The 20,294-nt window shown below is 70.1% G+C and carries 21 protein-coding genes; 13 read left to right on the top strand and 8 right to left on the bottom strand.

What is annotated here, in order from left to right; genetic code table 11:
* Positions 1–59: 59 nt before the first annotated feature.
* Positions 60–1,076, bottom strand: a complete 1,017-nt coding sequence (gene grcC1, locus DQP56_RS08620) for a nonaprenyl/(2E,6E)-farnesyl/geranylgeranyl diphosphat synthase (RefSeq protein WP_165824948.1) — start codon at positions 1,074–1,076, stop codon at positions 60–62.
* 15 nt (positions 1,077–1,091) lie between these two features.
* Between grcC1 and menJ the strand changes: the two genes are divergently transcribed.
* The 3 genes from menJ to DQP56_RS08605 all read left to right on the top strand — a co-directional run bounded on the left by menJ (position 1,092) and on the right by DQP56_RS08605 (position 3,566).
* Positions 1,092–2,318 carry a menaquinone reductase MenJ gene (menJ, locus tag DQP56_RS08615; RefSeq protein ID WP_112684538.1) on the top strand — a complete coding sequence of 409 codons (1,227 nt, stop codon included), beginning with the start codon at positions 1,092–1,094 and terminating at the stop codon, positions 2,316–2,318.
* A 124-nt stretch (positions 2,319–2,442) separates the two neighbouring features.
* Entirely contained in the window at positions 2,443–3,120 is a 678-nt protein-coding gene (locus DQP56_RS08610; protein ID WP_112684537.1) for a class I SAM-dependent methyltransferase, read from the top strand.
* Between the two features lie 5 nt (positions 3,121–3,125).
* Entirely contained in the window at positions 3,126–3,566 is a 441-nt protein-coding gene (locus tag DQP56_RS08605; protein ID WP_112684536.1) for a nitroreductase/quinone reductase family protein, read from the top strand.
* Between the two features lie 97 nt (positions 3,567–3,663).
* Here DQP56_RS08605 and DQP56_RS08600 read toward each other — a convergent pair whose 3' ends face one another.
* Complete coding sequence (locus tag DQP56_RS08600; protein ID WP_112684535.1) at positions 3,664–4,353, bottom strand: demethylmenaquinone methyltransferase; 690 nt, start codon at positions 4,351–4,353, stop codon at positions 3,664–3,666.
* Between the two features lie 37 nt (positions 4,354–4,390).
* On the opposite strand from DQP56_RS08600, the gene DQP56_RS08595 reads away from it, so the two are divergent.
* Complete coding sequence (locus DQP56_RS08595) at positions 4,391–5,029, top strand: DsbA family protein (RefSeq protein WP_112684534.1); 639 nt, start codon at positions 4,391–4,393, stop codon at positions 5,027–5,029.
* A 77-nt stretch (positions 5,030–5,106) separates the two neighbouring features.
* Here the strand turns inward: DQP56_RS08595 and DQP56_RS08590 are convergent, their stop codons facing one another.
* The 3 genes from DQP56_RS08590 to DQP56_RS08580 are packed head-to-tail and all read right to left on the bottom strand — an operon-like array spanning position 5,107 to position 8,121.
* A complete protein-coding gene (locus tag DQP56_RS08590) occupies positions 5,107–5,643 on the bottom strand; it encodes a DUF3592 domain-containing protein (RefSeq protein WP_112684533.1) in 537 nt (178 codons plus the stop codon).
* Positions 5,640–7,280, bottom strand: a complete 1,641-nt coding sequence (gene menD, locus DQP56_RS08585; protein WP_112684532.1) for a 2-succinyl-5-enolpyruvyl-6-hydroxy-3-cyclohexene-1-carboxylic-acid synthase — start codon at positions 7,278–7,280, stop codon at positions 5,640–5,642. Before menD ends, DQP56_RS08590 begins: the two co-directional genes overlap by 4 nt.
* A gap of 10 nt (positions 7,281–7,290) precedes the next feature.
* Complete coding sequence (locus DQP56_RS08580; RefSeq protein WP_112684531.1) at positions 7,291–8,121, bottom strand: alpha/beta fold hydrolase; 831 nt, start codon at positions 8,119–8,121, stop codon at positions 7,291–7,293.
* 88 nt (positions 8,122–8,209) lie between these two features.
* Here DQP56_RS08580 and DQP56_RS08575 point away from each other — a divergent pair, with 88 nt between their 5' ends.
* A complete protein-coding gene (locus tag DQP56_RS08575; RefSeq protein ID WP_112684530.1) occupies positions 8,210–8,878 on the top strand; it encodes a sensor domain-containing protein in 669 nt (222 codons plus the stop codon).
* Between the two features lie 4 nt (positions 8,879–8,882).
* Here the strand turns inward: DQP56_RS08575 and DQP56_RS08570 are convergent, their stop codons facing one another.
* Together DQP56_RS08570 and DQP56_RS08565 are read right to left on the bottom strand one after the other, a co-directional pair.
* Entirely contained in the window at positions 8,883–10,028 is a 1,146-nt protein-coding gene (locus DQP56_RS08570; RefSeq protein ID WP_112684529.1) for an LLM class flavin-dependent oxidoreductase, read from the bottom strand.
* 45 nt (positions 10,029–10,073) lie between these two features.
* Positions 10,074–11,024, bottom strand: a complete 951-nt coding sequence (locus DQP56_RS08565; RefSeq protein WP_112684528.1) for an o-succinylbenzoate synthase — start codon at positions 11,022–11,024, stop codon at positions 10,074–10,076.
* 165 nt (positions 11,025–11,189) lie between these two features.
* Between DQP56_RS08565 and fadD8 the strand changes: the two genes are divergently transcribed.
* The 8 genes from fadD8 (at position 11,190) to menE (ending at position 18,358) form a co-directional block, all read left to right on the top strand.
* Positions 11,190–12,794, top strand: coding sequence for a fatty-acid--CoA ligase FadD8 (gene fadD8, locus DQP56_RS08560; protein ID WP_112684527.1), 1,605 nt, complete (start codon positions 11,190–11,192; stop codon positions 12,792–12,794).
* A gap of 35 nt (positions 12,795–12,829) precedes the next feature.
* Positions 12,830–13,732 (top strand): 1,4-dihydroxy-2-naphthoyl-CoA synthase, encoded by a 903-nt coding sequence (locus DQP56_RS08555; RefSeq protein ID WP_112684526.1) that lies wholly within the window; start codon positions 12,830–12,832, stop codon positions 13,730–13,732.
* 125 nt (positions 13,733–13,857) lie between these two features.
* Positions 13,858–14,727 (top strand): SDR family oxidoreductase, encoded by an 870-nt coding sequence (locus DQP56_RS08550; RefSeq protein WP_112684525.1) that lies wholly within the window; start codon positions 13,858–13,860, stop codon positions 14,725–14,727.
* 24 nt (positions 14,728–14,751) lie between these two features.
* Positions 14,752–15,162, top strand: coding sequence for a VOC family protein (locus DQP56_RS08545; protein ID WP_112684524.1), 411 nt, complete (start codon positions 14,752–14,754; stop codon positions 15,160–15,162).
* 106 nt (positions 15,163–15,268) lie between these two features.
* Entirely contained in the window at positions 15,269–16,549 is a 1,281-nt protein-coding gene (locus DQP56_RS08540; protein ID WP_112684523.1) for an inorganic phosphate transporter, read from the top strand.
* Positions 16,546–16,827, top strand: a complete 282-nt coding sequence (locus DQP56_RS08535) for a hypothetical protein (protein WP_112684522.1) — start codon at positions 16,546–16,548, stop codon at positions 16,825–16,827. Before DQP56_RS08540 ends, DQP56_RS08535 begins: the two co-directional genes overlap by 4 nt.
* An 89-nt stretch (positions 16,828–16,916) precedes the next feature.
* On the top strand, positions 16,917–17,219 hold the full coding sequence (locus tag DQP56_RS08530) for a DUF3349 domain-containing protein (protein ID WP_112684521.1): 303 nt from the start codon (positions 16,917–16,919) through the stop codon (positions 17,217–17,219).
* Between the two features lie 38 nt (positions 17,220–17,257).
* Positions 17,258–18,358, top strand: a complete 1,101-nt coding sequence (menE, locus tag DQP56_RS08525; protein WP_435673835.1) for an o-succinylbenzoate--CoA ligase — start codon at positions 17,258–17,260, stop codon at positions 18,356–18,358.
* Positions 18,359–18,378: 20 nt separating this feature from the next.
* Here the strand turns inward: menE and DQP56_RS08520 are convergent, their stop codons facing one another.
* Positions 18,379–20,199, bottom strand: coding sequence for a DUF7159 family protein (locus tag DQP56_RS08520; protein WP_112684519.1), 1,821 nt, complete (start codon positions 20,197–20,199; stop codon positions 18,379–18,381).
* Positions 20,200–20,294 lie beyond the last annotated feature (95 nt).

Here is a 20,294-nt window from a genome sequence, read left to right as displayed (position 1 = left end):
GAGATCCGCGGTCTTGCTCATTAAACGCCGCGGACACCGCCCGGGTTCCGGCATTGCGATCAGCCGTGCCGGTTGACGGTGTAGTCGACCAGGCCGGCCAGTGCCGCACGGCCGACACAGTCGGGCAGCGAGGCCAGCTCCGCGCGGGCCTGCGCGGCGTAGTCGGCCACCGTCTCCTTGGCCCTGGCCATGCCCGCCGAGGCCCGCAGCAACCCCAGCGCCTCGGCCAGCACCGCATCGTCGGTGACCGGCTCGGCCAGCAAGGTGCGCAGCCGCTCGGCGTCCGGGCCGGTCTCGGCCAGCGCGTAGAGCACCGGCAGGGTGTGCACGCCTTCGCGCAGGTCGGTACCGGGCAGCTTGCCGGACTCGTCGGGGTCGGAATCGATGTCGATGATGTCGTCGGAGATCTGGAACGCGGTGCCGACGATGCCGCCGAGGCGGGCCAGCCGCTCGATCTGTTCGCCGTCGGCGCCGGAGAACGTCGCGCCGAACCGTCCGGACGCCGAGATCAGGCAGGCCGTCTTCTCGTAGACCACCTTGAGGTAGTGCTCGATGGCGTCCACGCCCTCGTCGGCGCCGCGGGTCTCGCGCATCTGGCCGGTCACCAGTTGGGCGAAGGTCTCGGCGATGATGCGCACCGCCTCCGGCCCGAGCCGCGACACCAGCCGGGAGGCCGTCGCGAACAGATAGTCACCGGCCAGGATCGCGATGTTGTTGCCCCACCGCGCGTTGGCGCTCGGCGCCCCGCGGCGGATCTGCGCCTCGTCCATCACGTCGTCGTGATACAGCGTGGCCAGGTGCACCAGCTCGATCACCGCGCCGGCCACGGTCACCTGCCAGGCGTCGGGTTCGGGGCCCAGCTGGGCCGACAGCACCGTGAACAACGGCCGGAAGCGCTTGCCGCCGGCGTCGAACAGATGGGTGACGGCCTCGGTCATCAGCGCGTCGCCGCCACGCAACTCGGTGTCCATCAGCTCTTCGATGCGCGCCACCCCGTCGCGCACACTGCCCGCGAACGCCGGGTCACCCAACCCGCTGAAATCCAGCCCCGCCACCACACTCGCCGGTGTCCTCACGGCTCCAACATACTTGTGAGTGTGAATTCGCAGGCTGATGTGGTGGTCGTGGGTGCCGGTCCGTCGGGGTCGGCGGCCGCCGCCTGGGCGGCGCGGGCTGGCCTGGACGTGCTGGTGGTCGACCGGGCCACCTTCCCCCGCGACAAGCCCTGCGGCGACGGGCTGACCCCCAGGGCCGTCGAGCAGCTCGAGTTGTTGGGCCTGGGCGACTGGCTCGACAGCCACATCCGGCACCGCGGCCTGCGGATGTCGGGGTTCGGCGGCGACGTGCAGGTGGACTGGCCAGGGCCGTCGTTCCCGTCGACCGGCAGCGCCGCGCCGCGCACCGAGCTCGACGACCGCATCCGCAAGGTGGCCGAGGAATCGGGTGCGCGGATGCTGTTGGGCGCCAAGGCCGTCGGCGCCCACCACGATTCGTCGGGGCGGGTGCGTTCGGTGGTGCTGGCCGACGGCACCGAGGTGCGCTGCCGGCAGCTGATCGTCGCCGACGGGGCCCGCTCCACACTGGGCCGGGTGCTGGGCCGGCAATGGCATCAGGAGACGGTCTACGGCGTGGCTGCGCGCGGATACCTGGCTTCGCCGCGCGCCGACGAACCCTGGCTGACCTCGCACCTGGAGCTGCGCTCCCCCGACGGCGCAGTGCTGCCGGGCTACGGGTGGATCTTCCCGCTGGGCAACGGCGAGGTGAACATCGGCGTCGGCGCGCTGGCCACCGTCAAGCGGCCCGCCGACGTGGCGTTGCGGCCGCTGATGTCCTACTACGCCGACCTGCGCCGCGACGAGTGGGGGTTCGAGGGCCCGGTGCGCGCGCCGGCCAGCGCACTGTTGCCGATGGGCGGTGCGGTCTCCGGGATCGCCGGGCCGAACTGGATGCTGATCGGTGACGCCGCCGCGTGCGTCAACCCGCTCAACGGCGAGGGCATCGACTACGGGATGGAGACCGGGCAGCTGGCGGCCGAGATGCTCGACTGCCCGGATCTGACCCATGCCTGGCCGGAGTTGCTGGCCGCCCGCTACGCCCGCGGGTTCTCGGTGGCCCGGCGGCTGGCGCTGCTGCTGACGTTCCCGCGGTTCCTGCCGGCCACCGGCCCGGTGGCGATGCGCTCGACGATGCTGATGCGGGTGGCGGTGCGGGTGATGGCCAACCTGGTCACCGATGAGGACGCGGACTTCGTGGCGCGCGCCTGGCGCGGCGGGGGGCGGCTGTCCCGGCTGATCGACCGCCGCCGGCCATTCTCCTAGCCCGTTTTCCCCCGCGAGCAGACGCAAAGGCCCCTAGAACCACGCCATCTAGGGGGCCTACGTGTCTGCTCGCCGCAATGTCAGGACCATTGACATATATCAGGCGCCTTGATATACCGGGGTGATGAGCGAAGAACCACTGGATTTCCAGTTCGACGCCGCCTACCGCGGCGAGTCCGAGCAGATGGGCTTGGGCGCTAAACCACCGTGGAGCATCGGGGAGCCTCAGCCCGAGCTGGCCACCCTGATCGAGCAGGGCAAGTTCCACGGCGACATCCTCGACGTCGGCTGCGGCGAGGCCGCCATCTCGCTGCACATGGCCGAGCGGGGCCACACCACCGTTGGCATCGACCTGTCGCCGACCGCCATCGACCTGGCGCGCGCCGAGGCCGCCAAGCGCGGTCTGACCAACGCCACCTTCGAGGTCGCCGACATCAGCAACTTCACCGGCTACGACGGCCGGTTCGGCACCATCGTCGACAGCACGCTGTTCCACTCCATCCCGGTGGAGGCACGCGACGGCTACCAGCGTTCCATCGTGCGCGCCGCCGCGCCGGGGGCGTCGTACTTCGTGCTGGTCTTCGACAAGGCCGCGGTCCCGGAGGGCCCGCCGTTCGCGGTGACCGACGACGAACTGCGCGACATCGTGTCGAAGTACTGGGTGATCGACGAGATCAAACCGGCCCGGCTGCACGCGGTGTTCCCCGACGACTTCCCCGGCTTCGGCGGCGTTCCGCTGCGCGACGAGGGCAATGGGCGCAAGTCGGCGGCGGGCTGGCTGCTCTCGGCGCACCTGGGCTGAATGCCATGTCCGAGGGGAAGCTGCCCGGCTGGCTCAAGCCGATGAACAAGGTCATGGTGGCGATGCAAAAGCTCGGCATCACCGCCGGCCCGGTCACCGTGCTGACGGTGCCGGGCCGCAAGTCCGGCCGGCCGCGCAGCACGCCGATGACACCGTTCACCGTCAACGGCAGCGTGCACGGCGTGGCGTTTCCCGGTGCGGACTGGGCGAGCAATGCCCGCGCCGCCCGAGTGGGCACGTTGACCCGCGGACGCAAGACGCGACCGGTGCAGATCGTCGAACTGTCCGCCGCCGAGGCACGCCCGGTGCTACGGGCGTTTCACTCCGAGGTTCCGGTCGGTGTGGGCTTCATGAAGCGCACCGGCCTGGCGCCGCACGGCACCCCCGAGGAGGTCGAAGCGCTCGCCGGCCGCTGCGCGGTCTTCCGGTTCGACCCGGCGACCTGACGCGCGAGCAGTCCCCCGCACGCGGGAGGTGCCCCCAGCGTAGGCCCCCCAAATCGAGCGCGTTTTGGGGGCCTTCACGTCTGCTCGGCGAAATGAATTAACCGGGCTTGATCGCCGAGTGCAGCGCGACGATGCCGCCGGTGAGGTTGCGCCAGTTGACATCCGACCAGCCCGCCTGCCCGATCTGCTCGGCCAGCGCGGCCTGATCCGGCCAGGCGCGAATCGACTCGGCCAGATAGACGTAGGCCTCCGGATTGGACGACACCGCGCGGGCCACCCCCGGCAGCGCCCGCATCAGGTACTCCTTGTAGGCGGTGGCGAACACCGGCACGGTCGGGGTGGAGAACTCACAGACCACCAGCCGCCCACCGGGTTTGGTCACCCGGGCCATCTCGCGCAGGCCCGCCACGGGGTCGACGACATTGCGCAGCCCGAAGCTGATCGTCACCGCGTCAAACACCGCGTCGCCGAACGGCAGTTTGGTGGCATCCCCGGCCACCTTGGGCACGTCGCGTTTGTGGCCGGCGGCCAGCATGGCGACCGAGAAGTCCGCGGCCACACACCACGCACCCGACTTCGCCAGTTCGACCGTCGACACCGCGGTGCCGGCGGCCAGGTCCAGCACCGTCTCGCCGGGCCGCAGTCCGAGCGCCTTGCGGGTGGCCCGGCGCCAGGCACGATCGCGGCCCAGCGACATCACCGTGTTGGTCAGGTCGTAGCGGCGCGCGACACCGTCGAACATCGACGCCACGGCATGGGGATCTTTGTCCAGGTGGGCGCGGCTCACCGGGTCGACGCTACTCGCCTCCGATAGGGTTCGTGGAATGCGGTCTTGGCTGGGCACATTGGTGGCACTGGTGACGTTCGGCGTGGCGTTGGCGGCTCCGGCGATGGCCGAACCGCCCGGCACGACGCGGGCGCCCGATCACTTCGGGGTGCTCGCCGGATCAGCGGACGCCCCCGTGCAGCTGGAGCTGTTCTGCGATCCGCAGTGCTCCGAGTGCGCGAAATTCGTGGCGGACTCCGGCGGTGAGCTGAGCCGGCACCTGGCGGCCAGCGACGTCGCGGTGACCTACCGCTGGATGACGTTTCTGGACGCCCGCCGCGGCAATGACACCTCCGCGCGGGTCGGCAACGCGCTGATGGCAGCCGCCGATCCGGCCACCTCGGCGTCGACCTACCAGACGTTCGTCAACGAGCTGTACCGCAAGGGCGGCACCCCGAACCTCGAGGAGATCGCGACCACCGCGCGGGACAGCGGCCTGCCCGCCCACGTCGTGGACCGGATCGCGGCCGGGGAGTTCGCGGTCGACCCCACCTCGATGAACGCCTTCAACCGGGTGCAACTGCTGGCGGCCAATCCGGAGAGTCCCGGCACGCCCACGGTTTACGACCTTGGCACCAGAACGGTCGTCGACACCGATGAGGCCGGCTGGCTGGACCGTCTGGTGGAACAGCGTTAGCGCGACCCGCACAATCAACGCCCTGGGTGCACACTCAACGCGCCGTCACCCTCCCGGGGCGCGTCAGTGGTGGGCGTTCATGGTGCGTCGGCGGCGTTGAGTGTGCGGGCCGACCGCCCCAACCGCCGTTCGACGACGGCCAGCCCCGCCAGCGCCACGGCGCCGACCAGCAAGGCGATCACCACGATCGAGCCGGCGGGGATGATCGCCAGGACCGCGGTGCGGTGCTGCACCCGCACCAGGTCGGGGTCGCTCTTGTCGTATTCGACATAAATGCGCATCCCGGTTGCCAGTTCGGACGGGTAGAGCACGCCGAGCTCGGGACGGTAGGTGATTCGCTCCGGGGTGACGAACTCGATGGTGGAGCGGCGGAAACCCGCGTTGAGAACCTCGGCCTCGGCCACGCCCATGTCACGCTCGATGGCGATGTCGTTGCGCCAGGCCCCCGCCACCAACAACAACGACTGCATGGTGACCACGATCATCATGATCAGCACCGCCATCCGCGACCAGCGCAGCAGGCGTCCAGCCGGGCTATTGCGCGGCACGGTGCCCTCGCCGTGAATCAGTCTGCGCAGCAACGACTTCAACGAAGTGAGGCGAGGCGATCTCACAGCGCGGCCTTGATCGCGGCGTGCAGCGCCCGCAGCGAGGAGCGGTCGGCTTTGACCTCGAGCACCCGCATCCCGCCGGCGGGTTCGGCCAGTGCGGCGGCCAGCTCCCCGACCTCGATCTGGCGGGACTCGACGTGATAGGCGCGGCACAACGCGCCGACGTCGACGTCGTGCGGGGTGCCGAAGATCCGCGACGACACGTCGGCGAACCGGGGATCGCCCTGTTCCAGCAGCTCGAAGATGCCGCCGCCGTTGTCGTTGGAGACCACGATGGTCAGCTGCCGGGGCGTCGGCTCGGTGGGCCCGATCAGCAGCCCGGAGCTGTCGTGCACGAACGTCAGATCCCCGATCAGGGCGATGGTGCGGCCGGGATCGGACCCGCGTTCGAAGGCCAGCGCCGCGCCGATCGCGGTGGACACCGTGCCGTCGATACCGGCGACCCCGCGGTTGGACCGCACCGCCACGCCGTCGGCGGCGAAGCCCACCAGCGCGGCGTCGCGGACCGGGTTGGAGGCGCCCAGCACCAGCTGATCACCGGGCCGCAGCGCGTCGACGACGGCGGCGGCCACATGCAGGCCCGTGGTGAGCGGGTGGGCGGCCAACTGGTCGCGTACGGCGGCGTTGGCGCCGGCGTTCAGCTCCGCGCAGCGGCGCAGCCAGGCCGCATCCGGTTGCCCGGTGGTGACGGCCCGGGTGCCGGTGGCCTGGGAGTTTCCCGACACGTCCGGCCAGCGCGGCCCGGTGGTCAGCGCGAACACCGGCACCGAGGGATCGGCCAGCAACGCCGACACCGGCCGGTGCAGGGTCGGCCGGCCGGCCATGATGACCTGCTGCGGACGCAGCAACGGCAACGCCAGCGGGTGCAGTGGATTCTGCGGCGTCGGAGCTGTCGGTTCGGCGACGGTGGGCAGCGCCGCCAGGTTCGGGTGCGCCCCGGCGCCATGTCCGGCGATCACCACGGTGTCGGGGGTCAAGTCGATGTCCAACGGCTGGTCGAAGGTGACCGGCGGGGTATAGGTCCACGGCCTGCCGTCCCGGCGGCCGGGCAGCACCGACCCACCATCGTCAGCCTCGGGCACCAGCGGCTCACGCAGCGGGATGTCGAACTGCACCGGTCCCGCGTTGGCGGTGCGAGATCCGTTGGCGGCGGCCAACACCCGGCACACCGCCGAGCGCCAGGTGGCGTTGAGGGCATCGATGCGCTCCGGCGCGTCCTCGGCCAGCCCCAGGCTGATGGTGGCGCGTACCTGGGTGCCGAAGTAGCCGAGCTGCTCCATGGTCTGGTTGGCGCCGGTGCCCAGCAGCTCATAAGGCCGGTTGGCGGACAGCACGATCAGCGGCACCCGCGCGTAGTTGGCCTCCACCACCGCGGGCCCCAGATTGGCCACCGCGGTGCCCGAGGTCATCGCCACGCACACCGGTGCGCCCCCGCCCACCGCCAACCCGATCGCCAGGTAGCCGGCGGTGCGCTCGTCGATGCGGACGTGCAACCGCAGTCGGCCGGCCCGGTCGGCGTCGTGCAGCGCGAACGCCAGCGGTGCGTTGCGCGACCCCGGGCACAGCACCACGTCGCGGACACCGCCGCGGATCAGCTCGTCGACGACGATGCGGGCCTGTGCCGTCGAGGGGTTGGTCATTGTTATGAGGTTAGTCGTGTGTCGGGGGCGCGGGCGTCCAGCGGAAGGGCCGGCCGTCGACCTCGGTCAGGAACTCCAGCGCCGCCTTGTTGACCTCGTCGGGTCGCTCGATGAACCCGAGGTGCCCGGCGTCGGGAATCTCCAGGTAGCGGGCCCCCGGGATGGCGTCGGCGACCTCGCGACTCAGGTGAGCCGGGGTGACGACGTCGTCGCCGAACCCGATCACCAGCACCGGTTGGGTGATGCTGGCGTAGGCCGGAAGGCGGTTGGTCAGCGGCGCCACGTCCAGCTGGCAGCGCAGGCCCGGGGTGTTCTTGACCGGCCACATCGTGAACATCGCGATCCAGTCCCTGATCGCGGCGTCGTCGCTGAGGGTCTTCGGCGAAAAGCTTTCCAGCATCCGCACTTTCGCTTCGTATTCGGCGGGCAGGTCGATTCCGGACTCGGCGAGCTTCACGTCGGCTTGATAGAAGAAGTCCCGGGTGCGGTCGTGGCGGCCCCGGGTGGCCATCAACACGGCGGATTTCACCAGTTCGGGGCGGGCCAGCATCAGTTCCTGGGCGATGAACGAGCCCATCGACACCGCGACGATGCGCACCGGGCCGACGTCGAGGGTTTCGATCAGCTGCGCGGTGTCGGCCACCATGGTCGCGGTGGTGAACCCCGAGGCGTTCTCGGTGGCGCCGATGCCGCGGTTGTCGAAGGTGATCGGGCGGTAGCGGGCGAGTTGGAAGTCGCGCACCTGGTGCAGGTGCCAGCCGCGTCCCGCGCCGCCACGCCCGGCGATGAACAGCACCGGATCGCCATCCTGATTACGGTCGTCGTAAGCAAGGTTGGTCACGGTGTGAAGGTACGCGACCCGCCGACACCTTAAGGTGTCAGGAGCAACTGCGCAGCTGGGGACGGTGATGCGGAGCGGGACCGCGGGGATGGCATCAGGGCTGGTGCTGGCCTGCGCCCTGCTGACCGGTTGCTCGAGGGTCACCGTCGGCCTCGCTGTGCCTGCCGACCACGAGGGGCCCCGGCCGGTGGCGGCGTCGGCGCTGCCGGATCTGCTGCTGGAGGCCTCCACCGTCAGCGACATCATGGGCTCCGCCGACATGCGGGTCAAAGATTCCCGGTCACGGATGTTCGACTCCGTCCGGCAGTTCCCCGACCGCTCCTGCCTGGCGGCGTGGATGCCCGTCGAGCAGTCGGTCTACGCCGCCAGCGAGTGGACTGCGACGTTCATCCAGACCCTCTCCGAATCCTCGCTGGACCACTTCGTGATCCAGGCGGTGACGATGTTCGTGAGCCGCGACGACGCACAGAGCTTCTTCGACGCGACCGCCCGGCGGTGGTCACCCTGCGGCGAGCGGTCCTTCACGACCAGCAAGGGCGACGACGCCGAGACGCCGTGGACGTTCGACACCGTCGTCGACATCGACTCCACGGTGTGGATGACCCAACACCAGGACGACAACGCGGGCTGGTCATGCCAACGGGCGCTGCGAGTCTCCAACAACATCGCGATCGATGTGCTGGCGTGCAAGCTCTACGTCGGCGACGAGGCCGTCACGATCGCCAACGGCATTGACGCACGGCTACCCAGCGTGTGAGCCCTCAGAGCTTTTTGATGCCACGGACGATCCGGTGGAACGGGACCACGGCGGTCAGGCCGCTGCGCAGGCTGCGTTGCAGGGCACTCAAATTCGCCAACACGATGTAGCGCACCCCGCAGTCTCGCCACACCGCAACCTGGTCGATGATCTCGCCGGGAGTACCGACCAACGCCGTGCCCCGAACCATTTCCGGGGTAATGCCTTTGATGTGCGAGAGTGCGGTCTGCTCGTCCCAGCCATGCGGTAGCAGGTCTTGCCCTCCGGCGAAGCCAACCCCCAGTGGGTGCTGCGCTCCGTGGTGAGCGAAGAACTCGTCGTTGGCGTTCAGCACCCACGCCTTGATCATCTCCGAGTCCAGCGCCTCGTCCACCTCGGCTGCGCTGCGGCCGGTCACCACCCCGATCCACAGCGCCGGGACGATGGACAGCGGATCGCGTCCGGCATCCGAGGCCGCGGCACGAACGGCGTCCAGCCGCTCCGCGTACTGGTGTGGTTGGTGCGGCGAGGCCGGCAAGAAGCCGTCGCCGTAGCGGCCCACCGCGCGCAGCATGCGCGGCCCGTGCGCGGCGATCCAGATCGGCGGCCACGTGCCGCGGTAGGGCGGCAGGTCGAACAGCGCGTTGCGCAACGGGAAATACGGTGAGTCCCGGTTGACCAGTGCCCCACCGGAATCCCACAATGCCCGGATGGTCGCGATGGCCTCTTCGAACCGGGCGACCGGCTTGGACCACTCCACTCCGTAGGGTTCGTTGCCCTCCCGCTCGCCGGTGCCGATACCGAGGATGGCCCGGCCCCGGGTGAGCAGGTGCAGGGTCGCCGCGGCTTGGGCGGTGACCGCCGGATTGCGCCGGCCGGTGTCGGTCACCGAGGTGCCCAGCCGCAGCCGGGCCACGCGGTTGCGGGCGGCGATGTGCCCGAGCATGGTCCACGGCTCCAGGTAGGCGTCCACCGACGGCATGATCTTGGTCACGCCGACGTATTTGGGCTGCCACAGCGCCCGCGGGAACAGCGCGTTGAGGTGGTCGGGCGCCCAGAGCGAGTCGGCTCGGCCGGCCACCGCACTCAGGTAGTTGACCCTGGTGAGGGTGTCGACGACCGGGCGCGCGGCCATGACGGGATCTTGGACACCCACACCGAATCCGGCCATTGGCGCACTGTGCTCCACCAGCGTCGGCCTGCCAAGAGTAAGCGCCTACCCTAAATGCACGTAGCAGGCCTTGATCCGCTCGATCCACCACTGCCGCCGTCGCGCCGGGGCGGCCAGCGCGTGTAGCCGGGCCGGGTCCGGGGTGACGGGCCGCACCGGCAAGTAGCCGTCAGTTTGTGGCGGCGTCTCGGCGATGTCTTCGACGAACAGCGACCCGGTGCCCAGCCCGCAGGCGTGCGGCAACTCCGGCAGTGCCGCCGCCGCATGCAGACCGGCCGCGATGCCGACCGCGGAGTCGATCGCGCTGGAGATCACCACCGGGATGCCGATCTGGTCGGCGATCGCCAGCAGCACCGAAATCCCGCCCAGCGGAGCGACTTTGAGTACCGCGATATCGGCGGCGCCGGCTTTGGCGACGGCCAATGGGTCATCAGCTTTGCGGATGCTCTCGTCGGCCGCGATCGGGACGTCGATGCGGCGGCGCAGCTCGGCGAGTTCGGCGACGGTGGCGCAGGGTTGTTCCAGGTACTCCAGGGGGCCCAGCGCCGTTGCCGCCTGCACGGCTTGCGCCACGCTCCAGCCGCCGTTGGCGTCGACCCGCACGGTGGGGACCAGCGCACGGACCGCCGCCACGCGGGCGACGTCGTCGGCCAGCGACTGGCCGGGTTCGGCGACCTTCACCTTGGCGGTGTGGGCGCCGGGAAACCGTGCCAGCACCTCGCGCACCTGCTCGGCGGCCACGGCGGGCACGGTGGCGTTGATCGGGATGCGGTCGCGGCGGGCCGGCGGCGGCTGCTGGTAGGCACCCTCGATGGCAGCGGCCAGCCAGTGCGCGGCCTCAGGCGGTTCGTACTCGGCGAACGCCCCGAACTCCCCCCAGCCGGCCGGGCCGTCGATCAACGCCAGTTCGCGAACGGTGATGCCGCGGAATTTGACGCGCATCGGCAGCGCCACCACGTGCAACCGGTCGAGGATGTCCTCGATTTGCGGGGGCATAGAGGTAGGTTCTCAGATCATGCGGACTGGCGCGGAACCCTCTCACCGGGACCCGGCACGACAACCGTCGGTCCGCTCCGCATGGCCACCGCCTTCGAGGCGATGATCGACGTGGTTACGGTGGGCGCGGCCGGGCGGAATTACAACACGTTCTAGTCTGGCCAGATGGACGACCACCCACCGTTGCGCAATCCCGTTCACATGGGCCACCTGCTGGCCGGCGCGCTGAAACGCCACCGCGACACCCCGGTGCTGTTCCTCGGCGACACCACGCTGACCGGCGGGGAACTCGCCGACAAGATCAGCCAGTACATCCAGGCCTTCGAGGCGCTGGGCGCCGGCACCGGCACCGCGGTCGGGCTGCTGTCGCTGAACCGCCCCGAGGTGCTGATGATCATCGGCGCCGGGCAGACCATGGGCTACCGGCGTACCGCGCTGCATCCGCTGGGTTCGCTGGACGACCACGCCTACGTGCTGGCCGACGCCGGGATCTCCACGCTGATCATCGACCCGAATCCGGCGTTCGTGCAGCGCGCGCTGGGCCTGCTGGAGAAGGTCGAGTCGCTGCGCCAGATCTTGACCATCGGACCGGTCCCCGCCGAACTGGCCGACGTGGCGAGCGATCTGTCCGCCGAGGCGGCGAAGTACCCGGTGCGCCCACTGGTGGCCGCCGATCTGGCCCCCGACCACATCGGCGGGCTGACCTACACCGGTGGGACGACCGGGAAGCCCAAGGGCGTGATCGGCACCGTGGAGTCGATCACCACCATGACCCAGATTCAGCTGGCCGAGTGGGAGTGGCCCGCCAATCCGAAGTTTCTGATGTGCACCCCGCTGTCGCATGCCGGGGCGGCGTTTTTCGCCCCGACGCTGATCAAGGGCGGCCAGATGGTGGTGGCGGCGAAGTTCGATCCCGCCGAGATCCTGAAAACCATTGAGGAACAGCGGATCACCGCGACGATGCTGGTGCCGTCGATGCTGTATGCGCTGATGGACCACCCGGATTCACGCACCCGGGATCTGTCGTCGCTGGAGACGGTGTACTACGGCGCGTCGGCGATCAACCCGGTGCGGCTGGCCGAGGCGATCGAGCGGTTCGGGCCGATCTTCGCCCAGTACTACGGCCAGTCCGAAGCCCCGATGGTGATCACCTACCTGGCCAAGGGTGACCACGACGAGAAGCGGCTCACCTCCTGCGGGCGCCCGACGCTGTTCGCGCGCACCGCCCTGCTGGGCGCGGACGGCCAACCGGTGCCCCAGGGCGAGGTCGGCGAGATCTGCGTCGGCGGGCCGCTGCTGTCCGGCGGGTACTGGAATCTGCCGGAGGCGACCGCGGAGACGTTCCGGGACGGCTGGATGCACACCGGCGACATGGCCCGCGAGGACGAGGACGGCTTCTGGTTCATCGTCGACCGGGTCAAGGACATGATCGTCACCGGCGGCTTCAACGTGTTCCCCCGCGAAGTCGAGGACGTGGTGGCCGAGCACGCCGCGGTGGCGCAGGTGTGTGTCATCGGCACTCCGGACGACAAGTGGGGCGAGGCGGTGACCGCGGTGGTGGTGTTGCGTCCCGAGGCGCCCCGCGACGATGAGGCGATCGCGGCGATGACCGCCGAGATCCAGGACGCGGTCAAGCAGCGCAAGGGCTCGGTGCAATCGCCGAAGCGGGTGATCGTGGTCGACGCCCTGCCGGTGACCGCGCTGGGCAAGCCGGACAAGAAGGCCGTCCGCGCCCAGTTCTGGGAAGGCGCCGAGCGGGCCATCGGGTAGCGGCTGATGCGGAGCGCCCCGGTAGCGTCGCAGGCGTGAGCAGCAACCCCTTTGACAAGAGCATCTGGCGAGCGGTCGACGGCTTCGACGGCCTGACCGACATCACCTACCACCGCCACGTCACCGACGCCACGGTGCGGGTGGCGTTCGATCGCCCCGAGGTGCGCAACGCGTTTCGCCCCCACACCGTCGACGAGCTGTATCAGGTACTCGATCACGCCCGGATGTCCCCGGACGTCGGGGTGGTGCTGCTGACCGGCAACGGGCCGTCGGCCAAAGACGGCGGCTGGGCGTTCTGCTCCGGTGGCGATCAGCGCATCCGCGGCCGCAGCGGCTACCAGTACGCCAGCGGGGAGACCGCGGACACCGTCGACGCCGCCCGCGCCGGGCGACTGCACATTCTGGAGGTGCAGCGGCTGATCCGGTTCATGCCCAAGCCGGTGATCGCCCTGGTCAACGGCTGGGCCGCCGGCGGCGGGCACAGCCTGCATGTGGTGTGCGACCTGACGCTGGCCAGCCGCGAGCACGCGAAGTTCAAGCAGACCGACGCCGACGTCGGCAGCTTCGACGGCGGCTACGGCAGCGCGTATCTGGCCCGCCAGGTAGGCCAGAAATTCGCCCGGGAGATCTTCTTTCTGGGCCGGGCCTACACCGCTGAGCAGATGCACCACATGGGTGCGGTCAACGAGGTCGTCGACCACGCCGAGCTGGAGAGCGTCGGCGTGGACTGGGCGCGTCAGATCAACGGCAAATCCCCTCAGGCGCAGCGCATGCTGAAGTTCGCCTTCAACCTGCTCGACGACGGCCTGGTGGGTCAGCAACTGTTCGCCGGCGAGGCCACCCGGCTGGCCTACATGACCGACGAGGCCGTGGAGGGCCGGGATTCGTTCCTGGAGAAGCGCGACCCCGACTGGAGCCGCTTCCCCCGCTATTTCTGAGCGGGCGGGGTTCGTTCTGGGCGGGCGGGGTTCGCCGAGGCTGTAGTTAGCGCGGAAAAGTGCGAGTGGCGTTCACGGTAACGACAGTTTCGGCGCGTTCTGAGCCCCGCATAGAGTGGCTATCCATGAGCAAGAGCCCCCTACGCCGCCTGACCGAGGCGGTCACCCTGGCCGCGATGCGCCCGCCCGTCGCACCGCAACTGCTGGCGTATCGGCCGCTGGCCAAACCGGTCGACCTGAGCGGCAAGCGGGTGCTGCTCACCGGCGCGTCGTCGGGCATCGGTGAGGCCGCCGCCGAACTGTTCGCCGACGCCGGCGCCACCGTGGTGGCGGTGGCCCGACGCAAGGATCTGCTCGACGCGGTCGCGGGGCGGATCACCGCCGCCGGCGGCGACGCGACCGCCATCGCGTGCGACCTGTCCGACATGGACGCCGTGGACGCGCTGGCCGCCGACGTACAGCAGCGGCTGGGCGGGGTGGACATCCTGGTCAACAACGCCGGCCGCTCCATCCGGCGGCCGCTGGCCGAATCCCTGGACCGCTGGCACGACGTCGAGCGGACCATGACGCTGAACTACTACTCGCCGCTGCGGCTGATCCGCGCGATCGCCCCCGGCATGTTCGAGCGCGGCGACGGGCACATCATCAACGTCGCCACCTGGGGCGTGATGACCGAAGCCTCACCGTTGTTCGCGGTGTACAACGCCTCCAAAACCGCGCTGTCGGCGGTCAGCCGCGTCATCGAAACCGAATGGGCACAAAAGGGCGTGCATTCCACCACGCTGTACTACCCGCTGGTGGCCACCCCGATGATCGCGCCGACCAAGGCCTTCCGGAACCGCCCGGCGTTGACCGCACACGAAGCCGCCGAGTGGATGATCACCGCGGCGCGCAGCCGGCCGGTCCGGATCGCCCCGCGGATCGCGGTGACCGCCCGGGCACTGGACGTGATGGCGCCGGGCCTGGTGACCACGGTGATGCAGCGCGGAACGTGATAGACACGAGGCCATGGAGAGCTCGTGGAGGTCCTAGCCAGCCGGGTGCTGCTGCGACCGGCCGACTACCAGCGTTCGCTGCGGTTCTACCGCGACGAGATCGGACTGGCGATCGCGCGTGATTACGGCGCCGGGATGGTGTTCTACGCCGGGCAGTCACTGATCGAGCTGGCCGGTCACGGCGGCCCGGAACGTCCGGGGGCGTCGTTTCCCGGCGCGCTGTGGCTGCAGGTGCGCGACGTCGCGGCCACCCAGGCCGAACTGGAGGGCCGGGGCGTGCCGATCGCCCGCGAAGCACGCCGGGAGCCGTGGGGGCTGCATGAGATGCATGTCACCGACCCCGACGGCGTCACGCTGATTTTCGTGGAGGTGCCCGCCAATCACCCGCTGCGCCGCGACACCCGCCAGGACAACCGCGCCGAATCCGAAGGTTAACGGCAGGCAAACACTTCGAAACGTCTCGGCGTACACCCGCATTTCGCCAGCGTGAACGTTCGACAACGACCCAAGCGGCCGCCAGAATTGACGCTGTGATGCTCTGGTGAGCCTTGATCTGTTCCTTTTGATCATCGTGGTGATCACGGCGCTCGGCTTCGACTTCACCAACGGATTTCATGACACCGGCAACGCCATGGCGACGTCGATCGCCAGCGGGGCGCTCAAGCCCAAGGCCGCCGTCACCATGTCGGCCTGCCTGAACCTGATCGGCGCCTTCCTGTCGACCGCGGTGGCGGCGACGATTGCCAAAGGACTGGTGGACGCCCACCTGGTGACCCTGGAACTGGTTTTCGCCGGCCTGGTCGGCGGCATCGTGTGGAACCTGCTGACCTGGCTGCTGGGCATTCCGTCCAGCTCCTCGCACGCCCTGATCGGCGGCATCGTGGGTGCGATGATCGCCGCCGTAGGCGCGCACGGGGTGATCTGGAGCGGCGTGGTGTCCAAGGTGCTGATTCCGGCCGTGGTGGCCACCGTGATCGCCACCGTGATCGCCTCCGTCGGCACCTGGCTGGTGTACCGCATCACCCGCGGCGTCGACGAGCGCAAGTCCGAGAAGGTGTTTCAGCGCGGCCAGATCGGCTCGGCCGCGTTGGTGTCGTTGGCGCACGGCACCAACGACGCCCAGAAGACCATGGGCGTGATCTTCCTGGCCCTGATGTCCTACGGCGCGGTCAGCACGTCGGCGACGCTGCCGCCGCTGTGGGTGATCGTCAGCTGTGCGCTCGCGATGGCGGCCGGCACCTACACCGGAGGCTGGCGCATCATCCGCACGCTGGGCAAGGGCCTGGTCGAGATCAAGCCGCCGCAGGGCATGGCCGCCGAGTCGGCCGCCGCCTCGGTCATCTTGTTGTCCAGCCACTTCGGGTACTCGCTGTCGACCACTCAGGTCGCCACCGGGTCGGTGCTGGGCAGCGGTGTCGGTAAGCCGGGCGCCCAGGTGCGTTGGAGTGTCGCCGGACGAATGGTGTCGGCGTGGCTGGTGACGCTGCCGATGGCCGGCGGTGTCGGCGCAGGCGCCTACGGCATCGTGCACGGCATCGGCGGCTACCTCGGGATCGGCGTCGGCGTGACGCTGCTGATCACCGTGGTGCTGGCGATCTGGCTGCGGTCGCGCCGAGCACGCATCGACCACCACAACGTCAACGCCGAATGGGAGGGCAGCCTGACCGGCGGCCTGTCCGCGCCCAGCCATGTGCCACTTCCCGCGGACGCCCCGCTGGTCGAGCAGGCCCTGCGGTCGGCATTCGAGACCGGGCCCCAGGCGCCGCAGCTGACCATCGTCCCGGCCGGCGACGCCAGCACGCGCGAAACCATCCGCTCATGAGCGAGTGGTTCAACTACGCCGCCACCCTGAAGATTCTGGTCTTCGGGCTGCTGGTCGGCGCCGCGCTGCCCGCGCTGTTCGCAGTCGCCACGCGAATCAATGTCGCCGCCCACGGTGGCGCCGGCGAGGTCGGCGTCCGGCGGCCGCTGCTGATCGCGGTCAGCTGGGCGATCTTCCTGCTGGTGTTGGTCGTGGCGGTCGTCGGGGTGCTGTTCGTCGCCCGCGACTTTCTGGGTCATCACTTCGGTTGGTACCTGCTGGGAGCCAAGCCCCAGTAGCCCGGCTCGCGCGCCGCCTTCCCTGGCTTGGTACCCGTAATATCGGTCGCGGACATGTTCGATCGGCGACGCGGGAAAGGTGACGCGAGATGAACAAATTTCTCACCTCGATCGTCGCCTGGCTGCGCGCCGGATATCCCGACGGTGTCCCGCAGACCGACTACATCCCGCTGCTGGCACTGCTGTCACGGCGGCTGACCAACGACGAGGTCAAGGCCGTCGCCGGCGAGCTGATCGGGCGGGGCGAATTCGACCACATCGACATCGGGGTGCTGATCGCCCGACTCACCAACGAACTGCCCGCCCAAGAAGATGTGGAGCGGGTGCGGGAGCGGTTGGCCGCCAAGGGCTGGCTGCTCGATGACGCCGCCAGCGGCGGAGGCACGCCATAGCCGTCCTGCGTGCGCTGGTCGTCCCAGCCGATGACGCGGTGTCGACGCTGCTGGCCGCCCTGCAGGACGTTCTCGACGGCCACAGCGCCGCGCTGACACCGGTCGCCGCCGACGGCGACCCCTCGATTCTGGCGGCCTTGCGGGTCGGTGAGCCCGTCGACGACGATGTCGCACTGGTGGTGACGACGTCGGGGACCACCGGGGCACCCAAAGGAGCACTGTTGACCGGCGCGGCGCTGCGGGCCAGCGCGACAGCCACCGAGAACCGGTTGGGTGGTCCGGGCCGCTGGCTGCTGGCGTTACCGCCGCACCACATCGCCGGAATCCAGGTCGTGGTGCGCAGCCTGCTGGCCGGTACCACGCCGGTGCAGATCGACGTGGCAACGGGTTTCGATGTCGAGCAGTTGCCGGCCGCGGTTGCCGAACTCGGGTCCGGGCGGCGTTACACCTCGCTGGTGGCGACTCAACTCGCCAAGGCGCTGGAGGCTCCCGCGTCGACGGCCGCGCTGGCAGAACTCGATGCGGTGCTGCTGGGCGGCGGGCCGGCGCCGCAACCGATTCTGGATGCCGCAGCGGCCGCGGGCGTGCGGGTGGTGCGCACCTACGGCATGAGCGAGACTGCCGGCGGCTGCGTCTATGACGGCGTGCCGCTGTCCGGCGTGCGGGTGGGTATCGGCGGCGACGGCCGGATCGCGCTCGGCGGGCCGACACTGGCCCGCGGCTACCGCAATCCCGTCGACCCGGACCCGTTCGCCGAGCCGGGCTGGTTCCACACCAATGACATTGGGGCGCTGGATTCTTCGGGACGTCTGAGTGTGCTCGGGCGCGCCGATGATGCGATCAGCACCGGCGGGCTGACCGTGTTGCCCGGACCGGTCGAAGCCGTGCTGTCGACCCATCCCGCGGTGGCCGACTGTGCGGTGTTCGGGGTCCCCGACGATCGGTTGGGCCAGCGCGTGGTGGCCGCGGTGGTGGTGGCCGGCGCCGAGCCGCCGACGCTGGCGGCGCTGCGCGCTCACATCGCGGGGTCTCTGGACGCCACCGCGGCACCGCGTGAGCTGCACATCGTCGCCGCATTGCCTCGCCGCGGGATCGGAAAACTGGATCGGAAATCGTTGGTGCGGCAGTTCTCTCGTTGAGGTGGGACGCTCACCGGGGGTCAGTCGCCGCCGCTGCCGCCCGACGAACCACCGCTCGAACCACCGCTGGAACCGCTGCTTGAACCGCCGGCGCTGCTCCCGGAGCCACCGGAGCCACCGCTCGCCCCCGAGGAACCGGACCCGCCCCCAGAACCACTGGAGCCACTGCCCGAACCACCCGAGCTACCCCCGGAACCACTACTCCCCGAGCCACCCGTGTCACTACCCGAACCGCCGGTGGAGCCACCCGGACTACTGCCCGAGCCATCGCCACCGGACCCGGTACTGCCGGACCCCGTACTGCCGGACCCGGTGCCGCCTGAGTCGCTGCCCGAGCCGTTGCCGCCTGACCCGGAAGAGCTACCGCCGGAACTACCGCTATGCCCACCCGCCCCGCTGTCACCCGAGTCACTGCCCGACCCGCCCGGGTTACTGCCAGAGCCGCCCGGGTTGCTGCCAGAGCCACTGTCGTCGCCGCCCGTGCCGGTACCACCGGAGTGGCTTCCACCGGAATCGTCGGCGCCGGAATCGCTGCTCCCGGAACCACTTCCGCCCGAACCGCTTCCACCGGAGCCGGTGCCGCCGGAGCCCGACTCGTCACCGGCGCCAGTACCGCCGGAGCCGGTGCCCCCGGAGCCGGCATCGCCGCCCGAGCTGGTGTCCCCGGACCCGGCATCTCCGCTGGAACCGGTACTCCCGGAGCCCGCATCTCCACCGGAACCGGCACTGCCGCCGGAATGACCGCTGCCGGTTTCACCGCCACCGGAACCGATGTCTCCCCCGCCGATACCGCCGGTACCGCCGGCGCCAGCACCATCGCGACCCGAACCACCCAACCCACCGCGGCCACCGTCAATGGGCCCGGGGATGATCGGGATCGGAATCGGGAACGGGATCATCGCAGGGCCCGACGGCGCGGGCACCACCGGGGGTGGGGCAACCGCGGCCGGCGGCACCGGATCCACGGGAGCAACAACGGGATTGGGTGCGGGTGCCCGCGGAGCCGGCATGGGCGGAGGCTTCGGGGCCGGCAGCGCAGGAATGAAGTTGCCCGGCACCGGTTGCGGCTGCAGTGGCTGCGCCAACACCGGTGGCTCCACCTGGGTGGCCGCGGCGGTCGGGCGGATGCCGACGGTGACGGCTACCGCCAGCGCGGCGCACCCCGCCACCAGAATCCCGCCGACCGAACTGCCGATCAGCAGGGCCCGGCCCACCGGCGGCGGCAGCACCTCGGGCTCGTCGTCGCCACCGGATTCGTCGTAGGCCTCGTAGTCGCCGTAGCCGTCCTCGGCGTACTCCACCGGCAACAGTTCGGAGTCGTCATCGGTCATCGAGTACGCCAGCTGTTGTTCGGGCTCGGCGCCCGCTGTCGCCGGCTCCGCCATTGTGGCCGCCCCGCCCGCCGGGTCGATGCCGGGCAGCGGGGCGGCCGCCGTCGGCTCACCGGCAGTCGCCGCCGGTGCGGCCATCGTCGCATCGCCATCGGGCGCTGGCAGCATCGTCGTCTCGCCATCCTCGCCCTGCGCATTGCGCGCCAACGCCACCGCCGAACGCGCCTGCGACTGCTCGGAGACGTTCTCGACCCCGGCTTCGTCGAGCGCCCGGCGAAGCTCGGCCAGCAACGCCGCATCCGACCAGCACAGCCGGGTGGCGGCCAGACGATGACCTTCGTCGGTCAGCATGCGGTGCGTGCCGATCACCGTCTCGGCCAGCGTTGCGACCGGATCCTGCGTGAGGTCGAGCATCGACTCGTCGAGCACGGCATCGCCGTAGGCGTCCGATTCCACCAGTGCCAAGCGGGCCAGCGCGCCGGTGACCGACACGCCCAGCGCGACATCCATGCCCGCGCCTCCTTCCGCCACCGGCTTCAATCAGCCAGTTTAGCGGCGCAAGACGACAGCAAAGCGGTTCGATAGCCGCTGATCAGCGGTGCGCG

It is taken from the genome of Mycolicibacter senuensis, from assembly GCF_003284925.1.
GTDB lineage: Bacteria > Actinomycetota > Actinomycetes > Mycobacteriales > Mycobacteriaceae > Mycobacterium > Mycobacterium algericum_A.
Note: the sequence above shows the minus strand (reverse complement) of the source record. Positions and strands in the feature narration are given on the sequence as shown.

What these genes read in the sequence shown, in the direction of transcription:
- DQP56_RS08610 (WP_112684537.1), top strand. Translation starts at nt 2,443, where the DNA reads ATGAGCGAAGAACCACTGGATTTCCAGTTCGACGCCGCCTACCGCGGC.
- DQP56_RS08605 (WP_112684536.1), top strand. Translation starts at nt 3,126, where the DNA reads ATGTCCGAGGGGAAGCTGCCCGGCTGGCTCAAGCCGATGAACAAGGTC.
- DQP56_RS08595 (WP_112684534.1), top strand. Translation starts at nt 4,391, where the DNA reads ATGCGGTCTTGGCTGGGCACATTGGTGGCACTGGTGACGTTCGGCGTG.
- menD (WP_112684532.1), bottom strand. Translation starts at nt 7,280, where the DNA reads ATGACCAACCCCTCGACGGCACAGGCCCGCATCGTCGTCGACGAGCTG.
- DQP56_RS08575 (WP_112684530.1), top strand. Translation starts at nt 8,210, where the DNA reads ATGGCATCAGGGCTGGTGCTGGCCTGCGCCCTGCTGACCGGTTGCTCG.
- DQP56_RS08570 (WP_112684529.1), bottom strand. Translation starts at nt 10,028, where the DNA reads ATGGCCGGATTCGGTGTGGGTGTCCAAGATCCCGTCATGGCCGCGCGC.
- DQP56_RS08565 (WP_112684528.1), bottom strand. Translation starts at nt 11,024, where the DNA reads ATGCCCCCGCAAATCGAGGACATCCTCGACCGGTTGCACGTGGTGGCG.
- fadD8 (WP_112684527.1), top strand. Translation starts at nt 11,190, where the DNA reads ATGGACGACCACCCACCGTTGCGCAATCCCGTTCACATGGGCCACCTG.
- DQP56_RS08550 (WP_112684525.1), top strand. Translation starts at nt 13,858, where the DNA reads ATGAGCAAGAGCCCCCTACGCCGCCTGACCGAGGCGGTCACCCTGGCC.
- DQP56_RS08535 (WP_112684522.1), top strand. Translation starts at nt 16,546, where the DNA reads ATGAGCGAGTGGTTCAACTACGCCGCCACCCTGAAGATTCTGGTCTTC.
- DQP56_RS08530 (WP_112684521.1), top strand. Translation starts at nt 16,917, where the DNA reads ATGAACAAATTTCTCACCTCGATCGTCGCCTGGCTGCGCGCCGGATAT.
- DQP56_RS08520 (WP_112684519.1), bottom strand. Translation starts at nt 20,199, where the DNA reads ATGGATGTCGCGCTGGGCGTGTCGGTCACCGGCGCGCTGGCCCGCTTG.